General features: G+C 61.7%; 19 protein-coding genes, 1 rRNA gene and 1 pseudogene. 10 read left to right on the top strand and 11 right to left on the bottom strand.

The window, feature by feature from the left end:
- Positions 1–78: 78 nt before the first annotated feature.
- The gene (gene ggt / locus JKA62_RS04645) at positions 79–1,911 is read left to right on the top strand and encodes a gamma-glutamyltransferase (RefSeq protein WP_011335934.1); all 1,833 of its coding nucleotides are present in this window, start codon (positions 79–81) and stop codon (positions 1,909–1,911) included.
- An 88-nt stretch (positions 1,912–1,999) separates the two neighbouring features.
- On the opposite strand, the gene JKA62_RS04650 is transcribed toward ggt, so the two are convergent.
- From JKA62_RS04650 to JKA62_RS04660, 4 genes and pseudogenes are all read right to left on the bottom strand, one after another.
- Positions 2,000–2,599 carry a flavin reductase family protein gene (locus JKA62_RS04650; protein ID WP_011335935.1) on the bottom strand — a complete coding sequence of 200 codons (600 nt, stop codon included), beginning with the start codon at positions 2,597–2,599 and terminating at the stop codon, positions 2,000–2,002.
- 87 nt (positions 2,600–2,686) lie between these two features.
- A complete protein-coding gene (locus JKA62_RS29180) occupies positions 2,687–3,118 on the bottom strand; it encodes a methyl-accepting chemotaxis protein (protein ID WP_236676451.1) in 432 nt (143 codons plus the stop codon).
- Positions 3,119–3,274: 156 nt separating this feature from the next.
- Positions 3,275–4,003: pseudogene (locus tag JKA62_RS29185) on the bottom strand (PAS domain-containing protein); the annotation flags it as partial.
- 117 nt (positions 4,004–4,120) lie between these two features.
- Positions 4,121–5,434, bottom strand: coding sequence for an MFS transporter (locus JKA62_RS04660; protein WP_041475428.1), 1,314 nt, complete (start codon positions 5,432–5,434; stop codon positions 4,121–4,123).
- A gap of 199 nt (positions 5,435–5,633) precedes the next feature.
- Here JKA62_RS04660 and JKA62_RS04665 point away from each other — a divergent pair, with 199 nt between their 5' ends.
- The 5 genes from JKA62_RS04665 (at position 5,634) to JKA62_RS04685 (ending at position 12,626) form a co-directional block, all read left to right on the top strand.
- Positions 5,634–7,052: a short-chain fatty acid transporter gene (locus tag JKA62_RS04665; RefSeq protein ID WP_007951749.1), complete on the top strand. Its 1,419-nt coding sequence runs from the start codon at positions 5,634–5,636 to the stop codon at positions 7,050–7,052.
- A 210-nt stretch (positions 7,053–7,262) separates the two neighbouring features.
- The gene (locus JKA62_RS04670; protein WP_011335938.1) at positions 7,263–8,960 is read left to right on the top strand and encodes a molecular chaperone HscC; all 1,698 of its coding nucleotides are present in this window, start codon (positions 7,263–7,265) and stop codon (positions 8,958–8,960) included.
- An 11-nt stretch (positions 8,961–8,971) separates the two neighbouring features.
- Entirely contained in the window at positions 8,972–10,684 is a 1,713-nt protein-coding gene (locus tag JKA62_RS04675) for a J domain-containing protein (RefSeq protein WP_011335939.1), read from the top strand.
- A 62-nt stretch (positions 10,685–10,746) separates the two neighbouring features.
- Complete coding sequence (locus tag JKA62_RS04680; protein WP_011335940.1) at positions 10,747–11,919, top strand: hypothetical protein; 1,173 nt, start codon at positions 10,747–10,749, stop codon at positions 11,917–11,919.
- Between the two features lie 182 nt (positions 11,920–12,101).
- Positions 12,102–12,626 (top strand): lysine methyltransferase, encoded by a 525-nt coding sequence (locus tag JKA62_RS04685; RefSeq protein WP_041475429.1) that lies wholly within the window; start codon positions 12,102–12,104, stop codon positions 12,624–12,626.
- 8 nt (positions 12,627–12,634) lie between these two features.
- On the opposite strand, the gene can is transcribed toward JKA62_RS04685, so the two are convergent.
- A complete protein-coding gene (gene can, locus JKA62_RS04690; RefSeq protein ID WP_011335942.1) occupies positions 12,635–13,279 on the bottom strand; it encodes a carbonate dehydratase in 645 nt (214 codons plus the stop codon).
- A gap of 141 nt (positions 13,280–13,420) precedes the next feature.
- On the opposite strand from can, the gene JKA62_RS04695 reads away from it, so the two are divergent.
- Positions 13,421–13,825, top strand: a complete 405-nt coding sequence (locus JKA62_RS04695; protein WP_011335943.1) for a hypothetical protein — start codon at positions 13,421–13,423, stop codon at positions 13,823–13,825.
- 15 nt (positions 13,826–13,840) lie between these two features.
- On the opposite strand, the gene rimI is transcribed toward JKA62_RS04695, so the two are convergent.
- Positions 13,841–14,293, bottom strand: a complete 453-nt coding sequence (gene rimI / locus JKA62_RS04700) for a ribosomal protein S18-alanine N-acetyltransferase (RefSeq protein WP_007951758.1) — start codon at positions 14,291–14,293, stop codon at positions 13,841–13,843.
- Positions 14,286–15,032: an energy transducer TonB gene (locus tag JKA62_RS04705; RefSeq protein ID WP_201816546.1), complete on the bottom strand. Its 747-nt coding sequence runs from the start codon at positions 15,030–15,032 to the stop codon at positions 14,286–14,288. Before JKA62_RS04705 ends, rimI begins: the two co-directional genes overlap by 8 nt.
- 231 nt (positions 15,033–15,263) lie before the next feature.
- On the opposite strand from JKA62_RS04705, the gene mksB reads away from it, so the two are divergent.
- Genes mksB through mksF form a run of 3 tightly spaced genes read left to right on the top strand, consistent with a single transcriptional unit; the run spans position 15,264 to position 20,072 of the window.
- Positions 15,264–16,544: an Mks condensin complex protein MksB gene (gene mksB, locus JKA62_RS04710; protein WP_162803847.1), complete on the top strand. Its 1,281-nt coding sequence runs from the start codon at positions 15,264–15,266 to the stop codon at positions 16,542–16,544.
- A complete protein-coding gene (mksE, locus tag JKA62_RS04715) occupies positions 16,534–17,235 on the top strand; it encodes an Mks condensin complex protein MksE (RefSeq protein ID WP_011335946.1) in 702 nt (233 codons plus the stop codon). Before mksB ends, mksE begins: the two co-directional genes overlap by 11 nt.
- Complete coding sequence (gene mksF / locus JKA62_RS04720; protein ID WP_115079213.1) at positions 17,232–20,072, top strand: Mks condensin complex protein MksF; 2,841 nt, start codon at positions 17,232–17,234, stop codon at positions 20,070–20,072. Before mksE ends, mksF begins: the two co-directional genes overlap by 4 nt.
- Positions 20,073–20,141: 69 nt before the next feature.
- On the opposite strand, the gene JKA62_RS04725 is transcribed toward mksF, so the two are convergent.
- The 4 genes from JKA62_RS04725 to rrf all read right to left on the bottom strand — a co-directional run bounded on the left by JKA62_RS04725 (position 20,142) and on the right by rrf (position 23,972).
- Entirely contained in the window at positions 20,142–22,445 is a 2,304-nt protein-coding gene (locus JKA62_RS04725) for a PqiB family protein (protein WP_201816505.1), read from the bottom strand.
- Entirely contained in the window at positions 22,438–23,061 is a 624-nt protein-coding gene (locus tag JKA62_RS04730; RefSeq protein WP_011335949.1) for a paraquat-inducible protein A, read from the bottom strand. Before JKA62_RS04730 ends, JKA62_RS04725 begins: the two co-directional genes overlap by 8 nt.
- Positions 23,048–23,707, bottom strand: coding sequence for a paraquat-inducible protein A (locus JKA62_RS04735; protein ID WP_007951772.1), 660 nt, complete (start codon positions 23,705–23,707; stop codon positions 23,048–23,050). The genes JKA62_RS04730 and JKA62_RS04735 overlap by 14 nt, the downstream gene beginning before the upstream one ends.
- Before the next feature lie 149 nt (positions 23,708–23,856).
- Positions 23,857–23,972 (bottom strand): 5S ribosomal RNA (gene rrf, locus JKA62_RS04740).
- Positions 23,973–23,982: the final 10 nt, after the last annotated feature.

Raw genomic sequence — 23,982 nt, forward strand, 5'->3', positions numbered from 1 at the left:
AGATGCCTGCGGTTTGCGTCGTACGCGGCCGGCCGATACAGTCCGTCAGACTTTTATCCCACGGACGGAGAGCCCCGCGTGCTTCCAGCCCTTTCCCTGAACCGCTTTCGTCTGCCCGCCCTGACACTGATCGTCAGCGCCATTGCCCTTACGGCCTGCAACGCACCGCCCTCCTCGACCCTGCCAGTGGCACCGGAAGCCGCCTCCGGCTACCGCACCGGCCTGCAAGCCAGCCACGCCGAAAAACACATGGCCGCCGCAGCCAATCCGCTGGCCGCCGAAGCCGGTCGCGAAATGTTGCGTCAGGGTGGTTCCGCCATCGATGCCGCCATCGCGATGCAAGCCGTGTTGACCCTGGTCGAACCGCAGTCCTCGGGGATCGGTGGTGGCGCGATGATCGTGCTGTGGGATGGCAAACAGGTGCGCACCTACGACGGTCGCGAAACCGCACCGGCCGGCGCGACCGAGAAGCTGTTTCTACAGGCAGACGGCAAACCGATGCCGTTCCCGCAGGCGCAGATCGGCGGACGCTCCGTCGGCACGCCGGGCGTGATGCGAGCGCTGGAACTGGCGCACAAAAAGCACGGCCGCTTGCCGTGGGCCAAGCTGTTCGAACCGGCGATCAAACTCGCCGAGCAGGGCTTTGCAATCTCTCCGCGCCTGCATTCACTGCTGGAATCCGATCCGGAGATACGCCGCTCGCCAGACATGGCCAAGTACTTTCTGAACAGCGACGGCAGCGTCAAAGCCGTCGGCACTCGCTTGCAGAACCCGGCGCTGGCCGCCGTGCTCAAGCGCATCGCCAACGAAGGCGCAGACACTCTGTACAAAGGCCCGATCGCCGAAGAGATCGTGGACAAGGTTCAGGGCCACGCCAACCCCGGCAGCCTGTCGCTGACCGACCTTCAGCACTATCAGGCCAAGGAACGCGCGCCCCTGTGCACCGACTACAAGCGCTGGCAGGTGTGCGGAATGCCGCCACCCTCATCGGGCGGGATTGCGGTGGCGCAGATTCTCGGCACCTTGCAGGCGCTGGAAACCCGCGATCCGCGTCAGGCCCTGACGCCGCTCAAGCCTGTGAAGACCAATAAGCCCGCCGGCATCGAACCTGCACCGCAAGCCGTGCACCTGATCGCCGAAGCCGAGCGTCTGGCCTACGCCGACCGCGCGCAATACGTAGCCGATACCGACTTCGTGCCGGTACCGGTCAAAGGCTTGGTCGATCCGGGTTACCTGGCCAGTCGCGCCAGCCTGATCAGCGAACGCAGCATGGGCAGCGCCAAACCCGGTACACCGCCGGGCATACAGGTTGCCTATGCGCCGGATCGCTCGCCACTGCGCATTTCCACCTCACAAGTGGTTGCCGTGGATGACTTCGGTGGCGCCGTGTCGATGACGACCACCATCGAAGCAGCGTTCGGCTCGCACCTGATGGTTCAGGGCTTCTTGCTCAACAATCAGATGACCGATTTCTCGTTCCTCCCCGAAGAGAACGGCCAGAAAGTCGCCAACCGCGTGGAACCCGGCAAACGCCCGCGCTCATCGATGGCGCCGACCCTGATCTTCGACCGCAACAGCGGCGAGTTCGTCGCCACCGTCGGCTCTCCGGGCGGCTCGCAGATCATCGAGTACGTGGCCAAAACCACGGTCGGCCTGCTCGACTGGAACCTCGACCCGCAAAGCGCCATCAGCCTGCCCAACTTCGGCAGCCGCAACGGCCCCACTGAACTCGAACAGGGCCAGTTCAGCCCGACGCTGATCCAGGCACTCAAGGACAAGGGCCACACCGTCAGCGAAATCGACATGACCAGCGGCACCCAGGCCATCGTGCGGGTCAAGGATGCTGCGGGGAAGGCAACGCTGTCAGGTGGGGCAGATCCTCGGCGCGAAGGAGCAGCGTTGGGGGATTGAATCAACGCTGCCAACTGAAAAAGGCTTACCGAGAGGTAAGCCTTTTTTGTATTGCAACATCCGGCCATGACTTGTCATTCAGCGGCGCTCAAACCTCGAGCATCTTGCCATCCACCGGATCGCCAATGGTCAGGAAATGTCCACCGGCCACATGGTGCAGCGTGCGCAGGCCGTCATGCCCTTCAAAATGCCAGCGTCCATCGCTGAACGCCCGCGAATCAGCCTGCGCCGCGATCACCTCGGCCAGGAACAGATCGTACTGTTCATGATTGCGCGGTTCCGGCAGCAACCGGCATTCGAGCCAGGCCACGCAACCGACCAGCATCGGTGCCTCGACCTGCTCGCCAGCGAAGCTCTGCAAGCCGTACGCCTGGAACTTGTCCTGACCTTGATCGCGATTGATTTCCAGGCCCGAGGTCGAACCGACAGTCTGCACAATGTCGGCCTGATGCACGCAAGGAACGTTCAGAACAAAGGTGCCCGACGCCTCGAGCAGTTGCCGGGTCCAGGTGGATTTGTCGAGGACCACCGCGACTTTCGGCGGTTCGAAATCCAGCGGCATGGCCCACGCAGCAGCCATGATGTTGCGCTGCCCGTCATGGGTGGCGCTGACCAGCACGGTCGGCCCGTGATTGAGCAGGCGGTAGGCTTTGTTCAGGGGAACCGGGCGACGGAAGGACTCGCTCATGGGATCTGCTCCGGGAAAAAGAGCCGATTGTAGCGGGATAAAAACAACGAAGGGATTGCCGTGGGCAATCCCTTCGCCTGGCAGGCATCAGTTGGATAGCTGGTTGGCGAACTGGCCGACTGCATCCACCACTTTCTGCGCGCCGTCCTGGATCTCGACGATCACCGTACCGGCCTCCGCCGCCAGCGCCAGACCTTGCTCGGCCTGTTGCTTGCCGTCGGTCATCAGGGCCACGGCGTTGCGCGCCATGTCCTGGTTCTGGCGAACCACGCCGACGATTTCCTCGGTCGCCTGGCTGGTGCGCGAAGCCAGTTGCCGCACTTCGTCGGCCACCACCGCAAACCCGCGCCCCTGTTCACCGGCGCGAGCGGCTTCGATGGCGGCGTTAAGTGCCAGCAGGTTGGTCTGTTCGGCAATGCCGCTGATGGTCTTGACGATGGTGCCGATCACCTGGGATTGCTCGTTCAGCGCCTCGATGCCTTCGCCGGCGGTCTGCATGTGCTTCGACAGATCGCGCATCACATTGACCGCTTCGGTCACCACACGGGTGCCACGCTGGGCGGTGCTGTCGGTTTGCAGGGACGTGCTGTAGGCGATATTGGCGGCATCGGCGACGGCCTGCTCTTGATTGACCTGATCGGTGATCACCGTGGCGAACTTCACCACTTTGTAGAGCTTTTCGTTGGCGTCGAGCACCGGGTTGTAGGACGCCTCCAGCCAGACCGTCCGACCATGGCTATCGACTCGCTTAAAACGGCCGGCAACGAATTCGCCGTTATTCAGGCGACGCCAGAAGTTCTGGTACTCGGCGCTGTTGTACTCCTCCGGCTCGCAGAACTGGCGGTGATGTTTGCCCTTGATCTGCGCCAGGCTGTAACCCATGCCCTGCAGGAACCGGTCGTTGGCACTCAGTACGTTGCCGCTGAGGTCGAACTCGATCACGGCGGTCGAACGCACCAGTGCGCCGATCAGGTTTTCGTGTTCGCGCGAGGCCTCGATGGTGCGGGTCAGGTCGCTGGAGAAAATCGAGAAGTGCTTGATCCGGCCATCCGACGAGCGAATCGGCTGCACGATCGAACGCAGCCACGCCTCTTCGCCATTGCCGCGGGAAAGGCGAACGGCGCCGGCAAAATGCTCGCCACGGGTCAGAGCGGCCTTGAAGCGGTGATGAAATTCGTCGGATTTCACATGGGCCGGCACGATGTCTTCGATGGCGCGGCCAATCAGGTCGTGGCTCTTGTAGAGCATTTCGCTGAGGAAGTTCTGGTTGACCGACTGAATCCGTCCGTCGGGCTCAAGGGTGAGCACCAGCATCTCGCTTTCCAGGCTCTCCTTCACTTGCAGAAGGCTGGAGAGTTCTTCACGAAGAGCCGCCAGCTCTTGCTTCAGGCGTTTGTTGAACATGGGAAAGCACCGATGGACTGGATGGATAGCGGGTATGCAGCCTAGCCATCGGCCTTGGAAATCTTTTCTGAAGAGCGCGCGAGGCTTGTCCTACAAAAATAGTTAAGCCTCGACAACTCAGGCGGTGCCGGCCACCGGACACGGCTCCGCGCGCGGCATCCGCGAGCCGAAATACGCTGCACTGACGACGCCCACCGCGCCCATCACCGCGCAGAACATCACGCAGATCCACGGGCTCCATGGCATCAGACCGATCAGCAGCAACGGCGTGACACTGGCCCAGGCGGCGTAGGCAATGTTGTAGGTGAAGGAGATCCCGGAAACGCGGATCCGCGCCGGGAACAGGCTGACCATCACTGACGGCACCGCACCGACCACGCCACAGCACAGCCCGGCGATGGCGTAGGCCAGACCGATCCAGTCCCCGCCGCTGATCAGGCAGGTGTAAAGCAGGCCGATCCCCAGTGGCAGCAACAGACTGTAGAGCATGACCGTGCGCCAGGCGCCGATGCGATCGACCAGCCGTCCGGCGATCACGCAGCCGATGTTCAGGAAAACAATGCCCAGCGCGCTCAACGCAAAAGTATGGCCGGCGGTCATGCCGAAGGTTTTCTGCATCATGGTCGGGGTAATGACCACGAACACCACTACCGCCGAGGTCAGTACGCAGGTCAGCAGCATCGCCGGCAACATGGCCAGTCGATGATCGCGCAGCACGGTGCGCAGCGGGAGTTCGACCCGCGCCTCGCGCTGCGCTTCCATGGCCATGAAAACAGGAGTTTCGCTCAACCAGCGACGCAACCAGACGCCGATCACACCGAACACCCCACCGAGCAGGAACGGATAACGCCAGGCGTAATCGAGCACTTCGGCCGGGGTGAACACTTGCGCCAGGAAAGTCGCGGTCAATGCGCCGATCAGATAACCGAAGGTCAGCCCGGCCTGCAGAAAGCCCAGGGCATAACCGCGATGCCCGGCCGGCGCGTGCTCGGCCACGAACACCCAGGCGCTCGGCACTTCACCGCCCACTGCCGCGCCTTGCAGGATGCGCAACGCCAACAACAACAATGGTGCGAAATAGCCGATCTGCGCGTAGGTCGGCATGATCCCGATCAGCAGGCACGGCAGCGCCATCATCAGGATGCTCAGGCTGAAGACTTTCTTGCGCCCCAACCGGTCGGCGAAATGCGCCATCAGGATCCCGCCCAGCGGGCGCGCCAGATAGCCGGTGACGAAGATCCCGAAGCTTTGCAGCAGGCGCAGCCACTCGGGCATTTCCGGCGGGAAGAACAACTGGCTGAGGGTCAGGGCGAAGAACACGAAAATGATGAAATCGTAGATCTCCAGCGCCCCGCCCAGGGCCGCAAGGCCGAGGGTCTTGTAGTCGGAACGGCTGAACGGCGCCGGTCGGGCAGTGGAATGGGCAGTCATGGTAAAGAACTCTGGCAGGCAAAAAACCAAGGCGCCCATGGTCTACGCAAACGGGCCGCCGGACAACCCGTTAGACCATAGTCTGATTCAGCAAAACACGGTCACAAAAATCCGCCGGTTGATTTACTGTTGGCAGCTGTCCAGACGGGCCGGCCAGGCCCCGAAGACCACAATAAACATAAAAATCCGAGGTACTCCCGTGGCCGTTGATATCGAAGATAGCCGCTCTGCGCGCTTTGCCTTGCGCTGTTCAAGTTTCGCCGAACGCTGGTTTCCCGACTCCTGGGTGTTCGCCGCACTGGCGGTGATCATCGTCGCGCTGGCGACCCTGGCCATGGGCGCCAAACCCACCGACGCCGCCATGGCGTTCGGGGACGGATTCTGGAGCCTGATCCCGTTCACCATGCAGATGGCGTTCGTGGTGATCGGTGGTTATGTCGTGGCCAGTTCGCCGCCCGCCGTGAAACTGATCGATCGCCTGGCGCGGATCCCGAAGAACGGTCGCTCTGCCGTGGCGTGGGTCGCGCTGATCTCGATGGTCGCGTCCTTGCTCAACTGGGGCCTGTCGCTGGTGTTCGGCGGTCTGCTGGTTCGCGCCCTCGCCCGCCGCACCGATCTGAAAATGGACTATCGCGCCGCCGGTGCCGCCGCCTACCTTGGCCTCGGCGCCGTGTGGGCACTGGGACTGTCGTCGTCCGCCGCGCAGTTGCAGGCCAACCCGGCCAGCCTGCCGCCGTCGATCCTGTCGATCACCGGGGTGATTCCGTTCACCCAGACGATTTTCCTCTGGCAGTCGGGCGTGATGCTGCTGGCGCTGATCGTGATTTCGATCATCATCGCCTACGCCACCGCGCCCGGCCCGAACTCGGCGCGTGACGCCAAGGCCTGCGGCATCGACCCGGCCTTCAACCTGCCACCGCTGCAACCGCGCACCCGCCCTGGCGAATGGCTGGAACACAGCCCGCTGCTGATCATCCTGCTGGTGCTGCTGGCGGCCGGATGGCTGTTCCACGAGTTTTCGACCAAACCTGCGATCACCGCGATTTCCGGGCTCAACACCTACAACTTCCTGTTCATCATGCTCGGCGCGTTGCTGCACTGGCGCCCGCGCAGCTTCCTCGATGCAGTGTCGCGCGCCGTGCCGACCACCACCGGGGTGCTGATCCAGTTCCCGCTGTACGGCTCGATTGCCGCGCTGATGACCACGGTAAAAGGTACCGATGCCCAGACTCTGGCCCATCACATCTCGACGTTCTTCGTCAGCATTGCCTCCCACGACACCTATGCACTGCTGATGGGCGTGTACTCGGCGATTCTCGGTTTCTTCATTCCGTCCGGCGGCGGCAAGTGGATCATCGAGGCGCCGTACGTGATGCAGGTGGCCAACGATCTGAACTATCACCTCGGCTGGGCGGTGCAGATCTACAACGCCGCCGAAGCCCTGCCGAATCTGATCAACCCGTTCTATATGCTGCCGCTGCTGGGCGTGCTGGGGCTGAAGGCGCGGGATCTGATCGGTTTTTCGTTCGTGCAATTGCTGGTGCACACGCCGCTGGTGCTGGTGCTGCTGTGGGCTCTGGGTACGACACTTTCGTATCTGCCGCCCGTCATGCCTTAAACGATGACGACAGGGCGCCGGCTCCGGTGCCCTGTCTTTCCCTTCGCCCCCTTCGACAAAAAGCGACCCGAACAATCCTTCCTGCAGTTGCCTGTCGCAAATAATGGCTCAGAGCCATCATCTTTCTTTACCGCGCCACTGCCTCGGTAATATTCTTGCGCGCCAATATCTGTTTCATTTTTTGTCAGAGCGCAAAGGGAGTTCGTTGCAATGATCGTCGGGATTGACCTGGGAACCACCAACAGCCTTGTTGCCGTATGGCGCGGCGATGCCACTGAGTTGGTGCCTAACGCCCTGGGGCAGTTCCTGACACCCAGCGTGGTGGGCCTTGACGATCAGGGCCGGATTCTGGTCGGGCAAGCTGCCCGCGAACGCCTGCACACTCATCCGCGTCTGACCGCGTCGCTGTTCAAGCGTCATATGGGCAGTGCGACGGAGGTCTACCTCGGGGATAAAAAATTCCGTCCTGAAGAGCTGTCGGCGCTGGTACTCAAGAGTCTGAAAGAAGACGTCGAGCGCACCTACGGCCAGACCGTCACGGAAGCCGTGATCAGCGTTCCGGCGTATTTCAGCGACGCCCAGCGCAAGGCCACGCGCATCGCCGGTGAGCTGGCGGGCCTGAAAGTCGAAAAGTTGATCAACGAACCCACCGCCGCCGCACTCGCCTACGGACTGCACCAACGGGACAAGGAAACTTCGTTCCTGGTGTTCGACCTGGGCGGCGGTACGTTCGACGTGTCGATTCTCGAACTCTTCGAAGGCGTCATGGAAGTGCGCGCCAGCGCCGGTGACAACTTCCTCGGCGGCGAGGATTTCGACAACGTGCTGCTCGAGCACTTTATCGATCAGCATCGCAACGTATCGGATTTCCCCGAGCGCTCGACCATCCTCCAGCCGCTGCGCCGCGAAGCCGAGCGTGTACGCCGCGCACTGGGCCAGGACGCCAGCGCCGAATTCAGATTGCAGGTCGGCGAAAAGCAATGGACCCAGACCATCACTCAGGCGCAAATGGCGACGCTGTACATGCCGTTGCTCGAACGCCTGCGCGCGCCGATCGAACGGGCCCTGCGCGACGCACGCATCCGCGTCAGCGACCTCGATGAAATCCTGCTGGTCGGCGGCACGACCCGCATGCCGCTGGTGCGCAAACTGGCTGCCGGGCTGTTCGGCCGCTTCCCGTCGATCAGCCTCGATCCGGATCAAGTGGTCGCTCAGGGCGCGGCGATTCAGGCGGCGCTCAAGGCCCGTTCGGCCGCGCTGGAAGAAGTGGTGCTCACCGATGTCTGCTCCTACACCCTGGGGATCGAGACCTCCACTCAGGTCGGTCGCCAGTATGAAAGCGGTCATTACCTGCCGATCATCGAGCGCAACAGCATCGTCCCGGTCAGCCGGGTGAAAACCGTGCAGACCCTTCACGACAATCAGGAACAGGTCGTCGTGAAAATCTTTCAGGGTGAAAGCCGTCTGGTCAAAGACAACGTGGCGCTCGGCCAACTGGACATCAAGGTGCCCAAGCGCAAGGCCGGCGAAGTCGAGCTGGATGTGCGCTTCACCTACGACAACAACGGCCTGCTCGAAGCCCAGGTCAGCATTCCTCTGACCGGTCAGCAGCATTCGCTGGTCATCGAGAACAACCCCGGCGTGCTGACGCCCGAGGAAATCCAGCAGCGTCTGCAAGCCCTGGCGCAACTGAAGATCCATCCGCGCGAGCAGCAAGTGAACACCCTGCTCAGTGCACGGCTGGAACGTCTGTATCAGGAAAGCCTGGGCGACCTGCGCGATCAGATCGGCTATTGGGCCAAGCAATTCCAGCAGGCGCTGGACTCCCAGGACGAGCGGCAGATCCGTGAAACCCGTACCGAACTGAGCAAGCAATTGAGCGCCCTCGACCGCAGCCCCTGGCAGTAAGGAAGCACGACATGGAATGCTGGTCCGTCCTGCAACTGCCCGAAGACGCCGGGCTGCGTGATATCAAGCGCAGCTATGCGCGTCTGCTGAAAGTCTTTCGGCCCGATGAAGATGCCGCAGGCTTCCAGCGCCTGCGCGAGGCTTATGAACGCGCACTGTCGATTGCCCAGTGGCGCCTTGAAAACGAAGAGACCGAAGAGCACGACGACGTCATGCTGGCCCCGGGGATCGCCGCGCTGGCGGTACAAGAGCAGTCCATGGCCCAGCCACTGCAGAAGACCGGGACCGATGCGCGGGATTACCCTGCGGCGCTGTTCGAACCGGTGGCCCCGGCCGCGCCCGAAGCACCGCTCGAGTCGCAGACCTTGCGGGTACAACCCCTGAACCCGGAGCCCGCGGAGCAGACCGCCGACTCGGCCGTTGAAGCCGCGTCGCAATTGCTGGACGGCCTCTCGGACACCAATCTGGACCAGCGCTGGGAGCAAGCGTGCCAGCAGGACTGTGCGCAAGCGTTCCAGACCCTGTTGCTGACGTTGTGCTTCGATCAGCCCGCCCTGCGCCTTTCGATTGCCCGTTGGGCGGTACAGCACCTGGGTTGGCTGGGCCCATGGCAGGAGATCGTCATCGGCGACCGGCAGCGCATCATTCTCGCCAACGAGTTGCTGGCGGATTACCGACAATCGCTGGAAACGCTGCTCGCATCGCAAAACGAGCGCGAATTTCTCGCGCTGCTCAAGACTTACACGGCCCAACCCTGGCTCCAGGTGTTCGACCGTCGGGAACACTGGCAGCAGATCATCCTGCAACTGCTGCAGGACACGGAGTGGAGCGTGCCGCTGTTCGACCGCGTCTCCCAATTGTTTGGTTGGGACGACACCAAGGGCATCCATCCGCAACCGGACTGGCTCTGGCAGGAGATGATCGAGCGCTGCAATCAGGAAAGCCTCTACGACAATCTGTGCGCCCGGGCCGAAGATCAGCGCAACGGGTCGCCCGATGCGCTGGCCGCACGGATGCTGATCAGCCCGATGAAGCCGCGGCAACAGAAAGACATGACCGACCGCTTCATTCCGGCGGACTGGCAGGCCTGCCAGCAGTTGTCGGAAACCCTCAAGTGGCGCTTCCCCGACCTGCTCGCCCGCCTGCCGTACGCCGACGTCTTCTACTGGCGACGCTTTCTGCCGCGCTACATCGCCGCCGAAACCTGGATGCAGTCATGGGCGGCGATCGCGCTGGCGCTGTGGCTGTTCTATCTGCCCGCCGAGCATAAAACCACAGCCATGAGCATCGTCATTCCCCTGGCCTTCGCCTGCGTTCCTGTCTGGTTTTTCCGGATCGGCTTGAGTTATTGGTTTCTGATCAGCGCCCATTTGATCGTTCAGGATCTGTGGTTGACCGAAAGGATCATTCCACGCCGATGGAACCCTGATACCCGCTGGCTTGTGCTGCGCCATGGCGTGCCGCAAGCCGTCATGATCCTGCTGTTCTCGGTCATGCTCGGCGGCCTGGGAGCCTTCACCTACATCGGCGTCATCGTGATCGGGCTTTGGCACAAGCGGCGCATCGGTACGCTCGACCCGGAATTCAGTGACAAACACCCTTGGCTGACCGCCCTGCACTGGGCGCACTTCAGCCCGTTACAACTGCTGTTTCTGGTGTTCATGACCGGGGTGACTCTTGCGAGTCAGCTTGGTTATTCGCTGAAACACCTGTTCCCCGGCTAGGCTAGACGCGGGCCGGATAGCCCTTCCACCAAGGTATTACCCTCGCTGAAAAGGATCTGAGCATGTTGAAACTCGCAGGCCTCACCCTCGCGGCGCTCACGTTGAGCGCCGCCGCCCACGCCGATGTCGACCTGAAACTGGGCAGCACCGAACGCGTCACCCGCCTCTTCGCCTACCCCAACAATTGCAGCGTGATCTGCTTTCGCAACTGGACGCTGGAGCAGACCGTCGCCCATTACCTGAGCCAGAGCGTGCAGCGTGACGGCTACACCAACGCCAAGGTGCTGGTGAAAAACGACAACGATCAGCTCTATGCCGAAATCAGCGGCGTACCACAGGGCTACGACAAACCGCTGACCGCGCTGCTGGACGCCGGCGACCTGGCCTACACCGGCGCCAGCAAGCTCAACGCCGACGGCAAATGGGCGTACAGCTGGTATCTGTTCCTGCCACTGGGCATGGCCCTGGAAAACCGCAAGAGTGTCGAGCTGCTGCACTTCCCGCCGGATTACTCGCTGACCCAGGCCCAGGATTACCTGCGCTCGAACACTACCGACCGCTGGGCCGCGCTGCTAACCGACAATGGCATTCCCGCCGACCAGACGCCGGCCTACCAGACCATCATCGACATCGCCCCGATCGCCGCGCCCGCCAGCGCCGGCAAGGATCTGGAAGGCGTGTACGACTACTTCAAGGATTACCAGACCACCATGGTCAGGCAGGTCAGCCAGAACGCCAGCGGCACCGTGCTGCCGATGGTTGCCTTTGGTGCGCCGGTGCGTAACTGGATCAAGCAGCAATACGGTGCGACCGTGAATGTACTGGGCCTGGCGACCATCAGCCCGAGCGCGGGGGTGAACGTACCGGTGCTGGGTTCCAACCACCCGAGCTACATCTGGTACGCCGCCGACCCGAGCAACTACACCGGCGACGATGCCCAGGCCAAGGCCGATGCGGCCGGTCTGAAGGTGATGGGACAAGACTTGAGCGCTGCCTGCTGGCAGGCCGGAATGGGCAGCAAACCGGGCACCGATCCGAAGACACTGCTCAACAGTTGCACCCAGACCTGGCAAGTGACGCAGAAAGCCAAGACCTGCGAGCTGTTCTACACCACGATCCGCAACGAGACCGTGGCACAGGCGGACAAAACCTGTTCGACCGCACCGGTCAAATCCCAGCTGCAACAGCTGAAAAGTCCATTGCCGGACATGGCCGCGCCCGCCGCCCACCTCTGAACGAACGTGCGACGCTCCCGTGTCAGCCTCGGCTGACTCGGGAAAGCGTCTATTTCGCCTGTCAGATCTGACAGTAGACCGCTAGTGTGATTTACGGGATCTTGGATCCAATCAATCGTGTTGCAGGACTGACAGGACGTCAGCCGAGGGATGTCGCGACACCGAATCCAACAGGGATCGTTATGAACACTTACGCACTACCGGGTAAAGCGGCACGCGATACCGAGGGCATTTATCCTTTTGCCGGACTCCCTGTGCGCCTGGGATTTCCGTCAAAACAGGATTTCGAGATTGTTCACGATCCCGACGGCGTGGCCACCGCTGTCATAGCGTGCCGGGCATTCATGCGCATCACCCGAATGTGCCGGGTTTCAGGCCAGTTGCTGCCCTATCGCTGCCGGCAGACCCGGCAATTGCTGGCCGGCATCCATCTTTACGATCCGCGCTTTTGCGGCGCGTTCGAGCATTGTTGCGACCCGAACACCTTTCTCGACATGAGCGAATTATGGGTATGGGCCCTACGCGACATTGTGGAGGGTGAAAGGCTGACCATTGATTACACCGCCACCGAAGACAAACTGCTGCGGCAGTTCGCCTGCGGTTGCGGGTCCTCGCGCTGCCGCGGGTGGATCACCGGTTACGACGAATCACCCAATCTTGAAGGCCAGCGCTATTTGCTCAGCTGGCGGCGACAAGGTTTACGCTGAACGACCGGTCAAGGCGCGCCGACCGGACGCAAGCGGTACTGCGGCGGTAATTGCTCGAAACCGCTGATCGTGGTGTTCAGGCTCTTCCAGCGACCATCCTTGATGCCGTAGATGCAACCGTGGATCGACAGGCTCTGCCCGCGATGCCAGGCGTTCTGGATGATGCTGGTGTGGGCGACGTTGGCCACTTGCTGAATCACGTTGAGCTCGCACAGACGATCGACCTGTTCTTCTTCGGTCGGCAGCCTGGCCAGTTCTTCGCGTTTCTCGTAGTACAGGTCACGGATCGAACGCAGCCAGCCATCGATCAGGCCGAACTGACGATCCTGCATCGACGCCCGCACACCGCCGCAGCCGTAGTGTCCGGTCACCAGGATATGTTTGACCTTGAGCACGTCCACTGCGTACTGGATCACCGACAGGCAGTTGAGGTCGGTGTGCAGCACCACGTTGGCGACGTTGCGGTGAACGAACAGATCGCCCGGCAGCATGCCGACGATTTCATTGGCCGGAACCCGTGCGTCGGAGCAGCCGATCCACAGATATTCAGGCGTCTGCTGACGGGCCAGCTTGGCGAAGAAATCCGGGTCTTCCTTGGTGATCGCGTCAGCCCAACGCTCGTTGTTATCAATCAGGTCTTGTAAGTCATGCATGCTGTAAGGCCTCAAGAAAGATGCGCTGGTATGACAGTCGACCGCCCGTCGGGGTCACGCACGGATCGCTGGTGATTTGCTTTGAATTCTCGCGCGCCCGGTGAGTCCACCTCAGTAAGGCCCACAGTATGAGGAATTGCCATGACTGATTCACGACGTCCCTTCGATGCGGTGCAACCGGAGCCCATCGATGATAACGAAGACCGCATGGGGTCGGTGCACGAGCTGGATTTCGACGATGAAGAGCCCAGTGCGAAGATCGGCGATGAACTGCCTGAACGCGAGCGCGAACAGTTGATGCCACGCGAGCGCGTGCGCGAAGCCGGTTTGACTGGGGCATCGACCGCCGATCATGAGCCTACCGACGACGACCTTAGCCCGGAAACCCTGATCCGTGAGGACGGTGCCCGGGATGCTCGGGAACTCGGTGAAGGCAATCAGGCCGATTGGGATTTGAGCGTGGTCGACGGCAACGACATCGGCGGCGGCAACGGGCTGGATGAAGCGGAACTGGCGCGCCGCGATCCGCTGGATCGCAAGCGCTGAGGACACCTGCCGCGATCAGTCGACGAGCGTGCAGGCCATGACCACGGCATCTTCACGCCCGCCGACCGCCGGGTAGTAATCCCGGCGCCGGCCGATCTCGTTGAAGCCATAGCGCTCGTACAAGCGAAAGGCCGAGGTGTTGCTGTCGCGCACTTCCAGAAAGCATTCCCGGGCATCGGCGGCGTAGGCGCGGGACATCAGGTATTCGAGCAGGGTCAGCCCCAGCCCGCGCCCCTGGTTTTCCGGCTTGACCGTGATGTTGAGCAGGTGCGCCTCATCGAGAATGATCTGCACCACCCCGTGGCCCACCTGCTGCTCTCCTTCGAACATCAGCCAGATCTGGTACTTGCCCAGGCCGTCGAGAAAAATCCCGCGGGTCCACGGATGGCTGTACGCGGCGAATTCAATCTTCAGCACGGCGTCCAGATCCGCCTCGGTCATCGGGCGAAACGATACAGCGTCACTCATTCGATTCTTTCCAGCGCGCCATCAGCCGACGCATGGCTTGCCACACGGCGGCCTTGCGCTGTGGCTCATCCATCAACAATTCCAGCCCCGGCACGGCCCACGCCAGGCCAAGACCCTCGATTTGCAATTCAGTGTTGAACGCTTCGGCATCCGCTTCACCGGCAAAGCGCACCGCCGGCAGGCCGATCAGCCACAGGCAGGCGCACGGCGCCGCCTCCATCTGCACCGACAGGAATCCCTGGACGAAATCCCGGGCCGCTTCAGGGCCCTGATCCATCGTGCCGCGGTTCAGCCACGGCCAGCGCACCGGCTCACCGACAATCTGCGGCGCGTCCGGCAGACCGGCGGCGCGCAGCATGTCCTTGAGCAACAGATAGGCAGGATCGCGGGACTGGAAGGCTTCGCCTGTGGGTAACTCCACCAGCAGCAGGCAACGGCCGGCGCGCAGCAATTGCAGGGCAAAACGTGGTGGCGGCACCGGTGCCGGCTTGGCCACCACGGGTGTTTCGTCGACTTCTTCGACCGGTTTGGCGCCCGTGCGGGTGCTGGCCAGCGAAGGTCGCGGAACTTCGATTTTCGGCCGTTCGACCGGACGCGTGGCCGGCTGCTCCGGCGCTTCGGCCGGGATGGCCGGGATCACCGGCGCGGCAATCTCGGGCTCGGGCATGTCCAGCAGCTCGGGCCGCGACGGCGCGGCAAAGGGCAATTCGGTGCGCGGCAGCCAGTTGACCACCTGCATGGCGTTCAAATAGGCGCGGCGGCGGGACTCGATTAGCAAGGGTCGGCCACTTGTGGATAACTGAAGTGCGCTGATTCTACCGCCCTTCGCTCAAGATCGCGCGCTGTTGATCGATAGTCTTGACCGATAGCTTGACGCAAAGAAAAGCGACAGCCCGTCCCGAGAGTGAATCGCATCCTTCGTGATGCAGTACAATCGCGGCTTTTAATCGCCAACCAGCCGGCCATTCCGATGATCGAACCCAAGCGCGTCTTGCGCGCCCTCGCTGAACACTGGGCACTTCTGGAGCCACTGTGCGAGCACTTCGACCAGGGCACCCTGAGCCTCAACGAACTGCGCACGCAACTGGCCGCCCAGCAACTGGACAGCACGCCGCAGGACATCACCAGCCTGCTCGACGTGTGGATCCGTCTCGACATTCTGGTTCCCGTGGCGAAAAGCCCGAACCGTTTCGAGCTCAATGCGCAGATCCACGACTTCCTCGCCTACCTGCGTAGGGAACACCGACTGGGCCTGTGCCTGGAGATCGAAGCCTATCTGCGTCACCTCGAGCGTCTGGCCGGTTATATCCAGGACGCGTTCGATGTCCGTGACGGCAATGATCTGGCGCGTCAGCTGCGCCTGCTCGACATGCGCGTGCGCGACGTTCTGAAGAAACTCGACAACGACGAACAGGCGCTGGTGGCCGTGGCCGAACGGGCCAAGACCAGCGACCGGCAGATTCCGCTGCGTCAGCGTTACGCCGAAGTACTGGCGACCTGGGACGAATACGTCGAGCCGATGATCGATCTGGTGAACGCCGACGGCGCCTTCGAGCAAGGCGTGCGCAAGGTCGAAACCGTGCTGCTGAAGATGCTCAGCGAACAGCAACGCCTCGGCCATCTGGTCGATGACGACATGCTGCTGCGCACCCACGCGCGCATCCTCGAAATGCAGACCAGTGCCCAGCTGACCCTGCGTCACGCCCGCGAGCTGTTGCTGCCGCTGCGTGAAGAAGCCCGCCGGCACAACGCCGTGACCCGTGGTGCCGCACTGGCGCTGGCCGCGATCCGCCGCAAAGGCATCGACGCCGTGCCGCAAGCCGCGATGCCGCTGTTCACCCGGCCGCAAAGCACCTTCCTCGGCAGCGCCAGTCAGGTTGAAGCCTACGTCTATGCCCTGGCCCGGTTCGAGCCGAAACCGGCGCGTTTTCCCAAGGCGCACAAATCGCAGAAGACCGGCGATGCCCCTCGCGCACCGCGCACAGTGCGCGAGATGGTCGACCGCTGCGAAGAATCCCTGCCGATGCCGGACCTGATGACCTGGCTGCTGGAGCAGGAGCCGGACGGCGCGACCGACGAATTGCTGTACTGGTTCTCGCGCCTGTCGCGGGAAAAACGCTTCAAGCGCGAGCGTCTGGAACGCCGCGAATACCACACTCACGAGCACCAGGTCAGCCTGCGCTCCTTCGCCCTGCTCTCGGCCGGCGATACCGCCGCCGAGGATTCTGCGAGCATCCCCAATGCATCTTGATCTATCCGAACTGTCTCAGCTGGCGCCGATCTTTCGCGAGCTGTTCAAGGGCTACCACGTCAGCCGTCGCGACCCGGAGCTGTACGCGCAACTGTCGAACTTCCAGGACCAGTACCGCACGCTGTTCAAGGCGCTGGGCTTCGAACTGGTCTGCGACACCCGTGGTTTCTACTACTTCGTGCCGGACATGGCCGCAGCGGCGGTGAACAAGACCGCTCAGCGCCTGGCGCTGTTCACTTTCATCCTGGTCGAGCATCTGGCCGATCAGGGCCGCGACCCGATCGCCGTGCTCGACGGCGGCAGCCTCGGCCGTGAAGAACTGCCGTCGCTGCTGGAAAAGTACCGCGACCTGTTCATCCAGGCCGAAGTGCAGACCGTCGAAGAACTCGAAGAAAAAATCATGCGCCGCATGACCCAGCTCGGTTTCGCCAGCGAGGAAAACGGCGTGTACCGTTTCCTGCCGCCGATGCACCGATTCCTCGACGTCTGCCTGTCGGTCCAGCAGGACCGTGATCTGGCGGCCAGCGTGCACAGTGTTCTGCCGCTGCCGGCACCGGTGCTGATCGACGAAGAAGCCGAGGCCAAATTCCTCGCCACCGACGACCCGCTCGATCTCAGCGAATTTGAGGAAGAGAGCGAAGAAGACGCACTGGCCCGAGCCATTGCCGAAGAACAGGAGTCCGACGCATGAGCCAGGAACGCTACGGCATCCGCCGCTTTGCCCTTTTGAACACCGCCGGTTACAGCCTTGGCCTGTTCCCGCTGGAAGAACCGCTGTCGGTCTACGGCGCGAACAACCTCGGTAAATCCGCCTCGATCAACGCCTTGCAGTTCCCGATCCTGGCGCGCATGTCGGACATGAGCTTCGGCAAGTACAGCCTGGAGCAATCCCGGCGTTTCTACTTTGCCTCCGACACCAGCTACATCCTCGTCGAAGTGAACCTGCCTCATGGCCCGCACGTGATCGGCGTGGTCGGTCGCGGCCCGGGTGGCGGTTTCGGTCACCAGTTCTTTGCCTACGCCGGCAAGCTCGATCTGGCGCACTACCAGAAAAACGACACCTGCCTGCGGCAGAAAGAGCTGTTCAGCAACCTTGAGAAAGAAGGCCTGAAAGCCTACGAACTCAAGCCGGATGAGCTGCGTCGCTTGCTGGTTGGCGGTCACACGTCGATCCCGCTGGATCTGACCTTGATCCCACTGCGCTCCACCAGCGAGCAGAGCCTGAAGACTTTCCGTGCGCTGTTCATCAACCTGCTGCACATGCGCGAAATCACCGCAGCCAAGCTCAAGCAGCTGTTCCTCGATGCCTTCGAACACAGCCTGCGTTCCGGCAGCGTCGATTACATCGCGGCGTGCGAAGAAGCCTTCCGCGACGTGCGGCGCATGGAACAGGACTACAACTCGCTGGTCGCTGCCGGCCCGTTGGTCGAAGCCTTGGCCAACGGCGTGAAACAGCGCGATGTACTGCGCGGCAAACTGCATCGCCTGTCGCCACTGCTCGACTCTTTGCTCGGCACCTGGTCGGACTACGCCACGGCGCGCAAGGAAGAGCTGACCATCCAGGCCGAGCACTACCGTCGCGAGCAGGACGATCTGCAAAACGATCAGCGCGGTGGCACCCAGGAACTCATGCGTCTGGAGCGGGAAATCTCCGGTATCCAGCGCTGGCTCGGCGAGTTGTCCGTTCTGAAGAACCGCTTCGCCCTGGTCGATGACGTCAAAGTGCTGGAGCAGCAACTGCTGGCGGCCAAGGACGCTCACGACGAACTGGCCGGTGCGCTGGCGCAGTCCCGTCAATTCAGTGCCGAGGATCTCGAAGAACGTCTTCGCGATCTGGAAAAACGCCTGAAGTCGGTGAAGCAGCAACTCGATCACGCCGACAACAACAGCTACGCCCGCCTGCGCGAAGAGTTCTCGCAACAGGACGTCGAGCGCCTGATGCGCCTGTTCAACAGCGCGCTGTTCAGCCTGCCGCTGGGCGAACACGGCATCACCCTCGACGAGAACGGCGAGTGGGTGAAATCGGTGGAGCTGATCCTCGACGGCTTCAAGGGCGAGCGTTTCGAAGTGCCGGGCCTGTCGATCGACATCTCGCACATCGAGCCTCCGGCTCTGCAAGCGCTGGCCGACCGTGCCGCGTTGCGCGATCAGAAAGAGCGTCTGGAAAAAGAGCTCAAGCAACTCAAGACCCAGCAAGCGGTGGCCGCCGACCGCGCCGCGAGCAAGACCCAGACCGAAGCGCTGTACCAGCAGGTGCTGGATGCGCAGAAGGCGCTGGAAGACTTCCGTCGCACCCAGACCCTGAGCGCCGAAGAAGGCGACAAGCTCGAGCAACTGGCGCAGATGGAAGCCGCGCAGGACGAACTCAAGCGCTCCAGCGATGCGTTCACCGAGCGCGTCCAGCAACTGTCGGCCAAGCTGCAACTGGTCGGCCGGCAAATTGCCGACATGGAAGCCAAGCAACGCACCCTCGACGATGCCCTGCGTCGCCGTCAGTTGCTGCCGGCGGACCTGCCGTTCGGTACGCCGTTCATGGATCCGGTCGACGATTCGATGGACAACCTGCTGCCGCTGCTCAACGACTATCAGGACAGCTGGCAAGGCCTGCTGCGCGCCGATGGCCAGATCGAGGCGCTGTACGCGCAGGTGCGCCTCAAGGGCGTGGCCAAGTTCGACAGTGAAGACGATATGGAGCGCCGCCTGTCGTTGCTGATCAACGCTTACGCGCACCGCACCGACGAAGCCCTGACCCTCGGCAAGGCCCGTCGCGCAGCCGTGACCGATATCGCGCGGACCCTGCGCAACATCCGCAGCGACTACGACAGCCTCGAGCATCAACTGGCGCTGTTCAACCGCGAGATCAACAAGCGTCAGGTGTCCAACCTGCAGAGCTTCCGTATCGTCCTTGCGCCGAACAAGGAAGCGCTCAAACACATCGACCAGATCATCCACAGCGCCGGTCAGTACGAAGAAGGCGAAACCCTGTCGGTGTTCGACCTGAGCCAAAGTGCGGAACAGGACAACAAGAACGAAGAGGCCAAGGAATACCTGGCGCGGCTGGTGGCGGCGAACCACAACCAGCTCGGCCTCAAGGACTTGTTCGAACTGGCGTTCGAGATTACCAAGGTCAACGGCCAGCCGGTGATCCACACTGACATCGACGGCGCGGCGTCCAACGGCACGACGATGACCATCAAGGCGCTGACCAACATGTACCTGTTGCTGCACTTGATGGATCGCGATCTGGCCGGTCGCGTGCGCCTGCCGTATTACCTCGACGAGGCAGCGGACATCGACGAGAAGAACCAGGCCGCACTGCTGGAAACCAGCCTGCAACTGGGCTTCGTGCCGATTCTGGCGAGTGTGAAGCCGCAGGTGTGCGCCAGTGTCGCCATCGACCTGGAAGGCGGCAGCGGGCCGGCCGGCATCTACATCGACGAAGCGGACTGGAAGTACATCCGTCGTCACGATGTGGTGAAGGCCACGATCAACGTCGAAGCTGACGAGCCGGAGCTGGATGCGGTTTGATACGTAACTGACGGGCACAAAAAAGGGCCGCGATCCAATGGATCGCGGCCCTTTTTCATGGGCTCTGGATTATTTGCCGAGGGGAATTTTCGGTGCCCAGGTCAGCCACTCGTCTTCGAACTTGTCGAACAGCGGGAAGGTTTGTTCGGCACGGGCTGGGTTGCCCATCTTCTCGCCGTCCGGGGTGGCAAAAGCGATGCCGCCCTGAATCGCTGTTTCAAGCGACTCCGTGCGTACGGTTACGCCTTTGAACAGGCCGATGTCGAAACCGACGCCGCTGGTGTTCCAGAAGCGACTGCCGCTGCGCACCAGTGGAGCGTATTTCGGTTCGATCAGGATGTGCACCAGTACGCGATCCGCTGTCTGGCCCAGTTCGTAGCCGGTGACTTTGCCCACGGTGATTTCGCGGTAGGTGACCGGCACACCCGGCTTCAGCGAACCGCGACGGGCAGCGCTCAATACCAGACTCAAGCCAGCCTCTTGCTTGGTGACTTCCGGCGGATTGGCCAGGGCCACGAAGTTCTTCTGCGGGCCGAGGTTCTTGGCCGCCGGTTGCACTTCGATGTACTGGCCGGTGACCAGGGTCTCCAGGTTCGAGGTCTTGATCAGACCCAATTCCGGTTTGACCACCCAGAACTGGCTGCCGACCCGTGCGATCTTCTCCGGCACTTCGGTGATGCGCGCGGTGAGGATCACCGATTGCAGATCATCGGTCAGGTCGACGCTTTCGATCTTGCCAACGTCCAGGCCTTTGAAGCGAACCGGGGTGCCGCTGCGCAGTCCGTCCGCGCGATCGACCTTGATGGTGACGACGGCGCCTTTCTGATTCGCTTCATCATGGCTGGCGAACAGACGGAAGCGCGGAATGCGTTTTTGCAGCGGTGCCTTGGCTTGCGGGGTTTCGAAGGCGATGCCGCCGGCCATAAGGGTCTGCAACGATTCACTCTTGACCTGAATGCCGCCGGTCAAACCGCCGGTCAGCGTGACGCCGCTGACGTTCCAGAACCGGGTCGAGGCGTTGACCAGGTTTTCGTATTCCTTCTCGATGTGGACGCCGATCACCAGTTGCTTGCGGGTCTTGGAGAACTGATAGCTCTGCACCGAACCGACCTTGACCTGCTTGTAGAGGATCGGGCTGCCGACATCGATCGAGCCGAGGGTATCGGTGAACAACACCAGGTGCAGGCCGGGTGCGCGCAGATCCAGCGGCGGCGCTTTGGGCCGGGCTTCGAATTCACGCTGTGGCGCACCACCCTTGTCACCCGGGCGTACGGCGATGTAGTTACCTTTTACCAACGCTTCCAGACCGGTGATGCCGGCCAGGGAGATCGATGGTTTGACCACCCAGAATTGCGTGCCGGTGACCAGATAGTCTTCAGCCAGCGGGTCGAGAGTCAGTTCGGCGGTGGCGCTGGACAGGTCAGGATCGATTTTCAGCGCTTTCAGGTTACCGACCTGAATGCCCTTGTACATCACTGGAGTGCGCCCGGCTTGGAGGCCCTCGAAATCGCTGAGTTTGACCTTTACACGGATACCGGCGGCGGCCGCATCGAAGTCTTCGTAGAGACGGAACGGCAGGCTTGGATCGGTAGGCGGGCTGTCCTTGCGGTTCTCCGGGGTAGCAAAGGCAATACCGCCGGCGACGATGCTGGCCAGGGATTCGCTGCGCACTTTCACCCCGGACAGATTGGCGTCGATGCTGATGCCGCTGGCGTTCCAGAAACGGGTGTGTTTGCGCACCAGTTTGGCGTAGGTCGGTTCGATGAACACCTTGAGTTCGACGGTGCTCTGGTCTTCCGACAGCACGTAACTTTTGATCTGACCCACTTTGATCTGCTTGTAGAACACCGGGCTGCCGCGATTCAACGAACCGAGGCGATCGGCCTTGATCGTCAGGTGCAGGCCGGGCTTGGAGTCCGATAGCGGTGGCTCTTCGGCCAGGGCCTTGAACTTGCGGGTCGGCTCGCCTTCGCCGGGGCTGATGGCGACGTAGTTACCCGATACCAGGGTCTCCAGGCCGGTGATCCCGGCCAGGGTCACGCTTGGCTTGACCAGCCAGAAACGGGTGCTGGTCTTCAGGTACTGATCGACATCCTTGTTCATCTCGATGGTCGCGATGACACCTTTGGAGTAGCCTTCATCATCGAGCTTGAGGGCTTTCACCTTGCCGACCGGCATGCCTTTGTAGACCACCTCGGTCTTGTTGGCCTGAACGCCTTCACCGCTTTCAAACCGCACCTGAATCTCGATGCCGGTTTCGTTATAGGCTCGCCAGCCGAGCCAGCCGCCGATAATCAGAGCGATCAGGGGCAGCACCCAGATGGCAGACCAGTTCGAAGCCGGTCGGGTTTTCGCTACAGGCAAATCAGTCATGGTCGGCGTCCGACTCCGTGTTATCCCAAATCAGTCGGGGATCGAAAGTGACAGCGGCGAGCATCGTCAGAATCACCACACTGGCGAAGGCGATGGCGCCAAGATTGGCTTCGACACTGGCAAGCCGGCCGAAGTTGACGACCGCCACCAGAATGGCGATCACAAAAATATCGAGCATCGACCAGCGGCCGATGAACTCGATGAAGCGGTACATCCAGATCCGCTGACGGGCGGACAAGGGCTGGCGGCGCTGCACGGAAAACAGCAGCAGCGCGATGCCCACCAGCTTGAACGTCGGCACCAGGATGCTGGCGATGAACACCACGGCGGCAATCGGAATCATGCCGTGCTGCACCAGCTGGATGACGCCGGACATGATCGTGCTCGGATCACCCTGCCCCAGTGAGCTGACGGTCATGATCGGCAGTACGTTGGCCGGGATGTAGATAATCGCGGCCGTGATCAGCAGCGCCCAGGTTCGCGCAAGGCTGTTGGGCCGCCGGGCGTGAACCAGCGCACCGCATCGGGTGCAGGTCTGCACATCGCTGTCTGCATCCTGCCTGTTCAGTTCGTGGCATTCGGTACAGATCAGAATGCCCGCATCAATCGCCCGCATGGGCATCTTCTCCTGATAACGCCTGCCAGATCTGGTGCGGTGACATCACCACTTCGAGCCAGACCTGAACCAGTAACAAGCCGATGAAACATGCCAGACCGAGGCCCACGGTGATAGCCGCCATGTCCGCCAGTTTGACGATCGCGACCAGGACGCCCATGAGGTAGACCTCGAGCATGCCCCAGTCTTTGAGGTGGTGATAAATGCGGTAGAGCAGCAGGCCATAACTGCGTCCGATGTTGAAACGGATCGTCAGCAACACGATCAACTGACACAACAGTTTCAACAGTGGAATCGCCATGCTGCAAAGGAATACGACAACCGAAACACCGCGCATATCGGTGTTGAACAGGCCGATCACACCGCTCCAGACCGTGTCCTGCGACGATTGCCCGAGAACATTGAGCTGCATGATGGGTAAAAAGTTCGCCGGTACGTAGAGCAACAGCGCGGCAATGACCAGGGCAAGACTGCGCTGCACCACGTTATGACGATGAGCGTAGAGTTCGTAACCGCAGCGTGGGCAGAGGGCTTTTTCGCCGTGAGCAAGCTTGGGCTTGCGCATCAGCAGATCGCACTCATGACAGGCCACCAAGTCATCCAGCGGTAAATCTGACAGCCCTGGGGCGTCAACCGAATCTGACATAAGGGCTCTGGCTCCGAAAAAGTTGGGATCTATTCTAGTGTTCTGATTCGAAAATAACTGTGCAAATTTGTTCGCTGACGCGAGCAAAAACTTTCCTGCGGGCAAAACAAAACCCCAACTGCTTTCGCAATTGGGGTTTCGGAATTTGATCTTGACGATGACCTACTCTCACATGGGGAAACCCCACACTACCATCGGCGATGCATCGTTTCACTTCTGAGTTCGGGATGGGATCAGGTGGTTCCAACGCTCTATGGTCGTCAAGAAATTCGGGT

Source organism: Pseudomonas sp. B7 (assembly GCF_016735645.1).
GTDB lineage: Bacteria > Pseudomonadota > Gammaproteobacteria > Pseudomonadales > Pseudomonadaceae > Aquipseudomonas > Aquipseudomonas glycinae.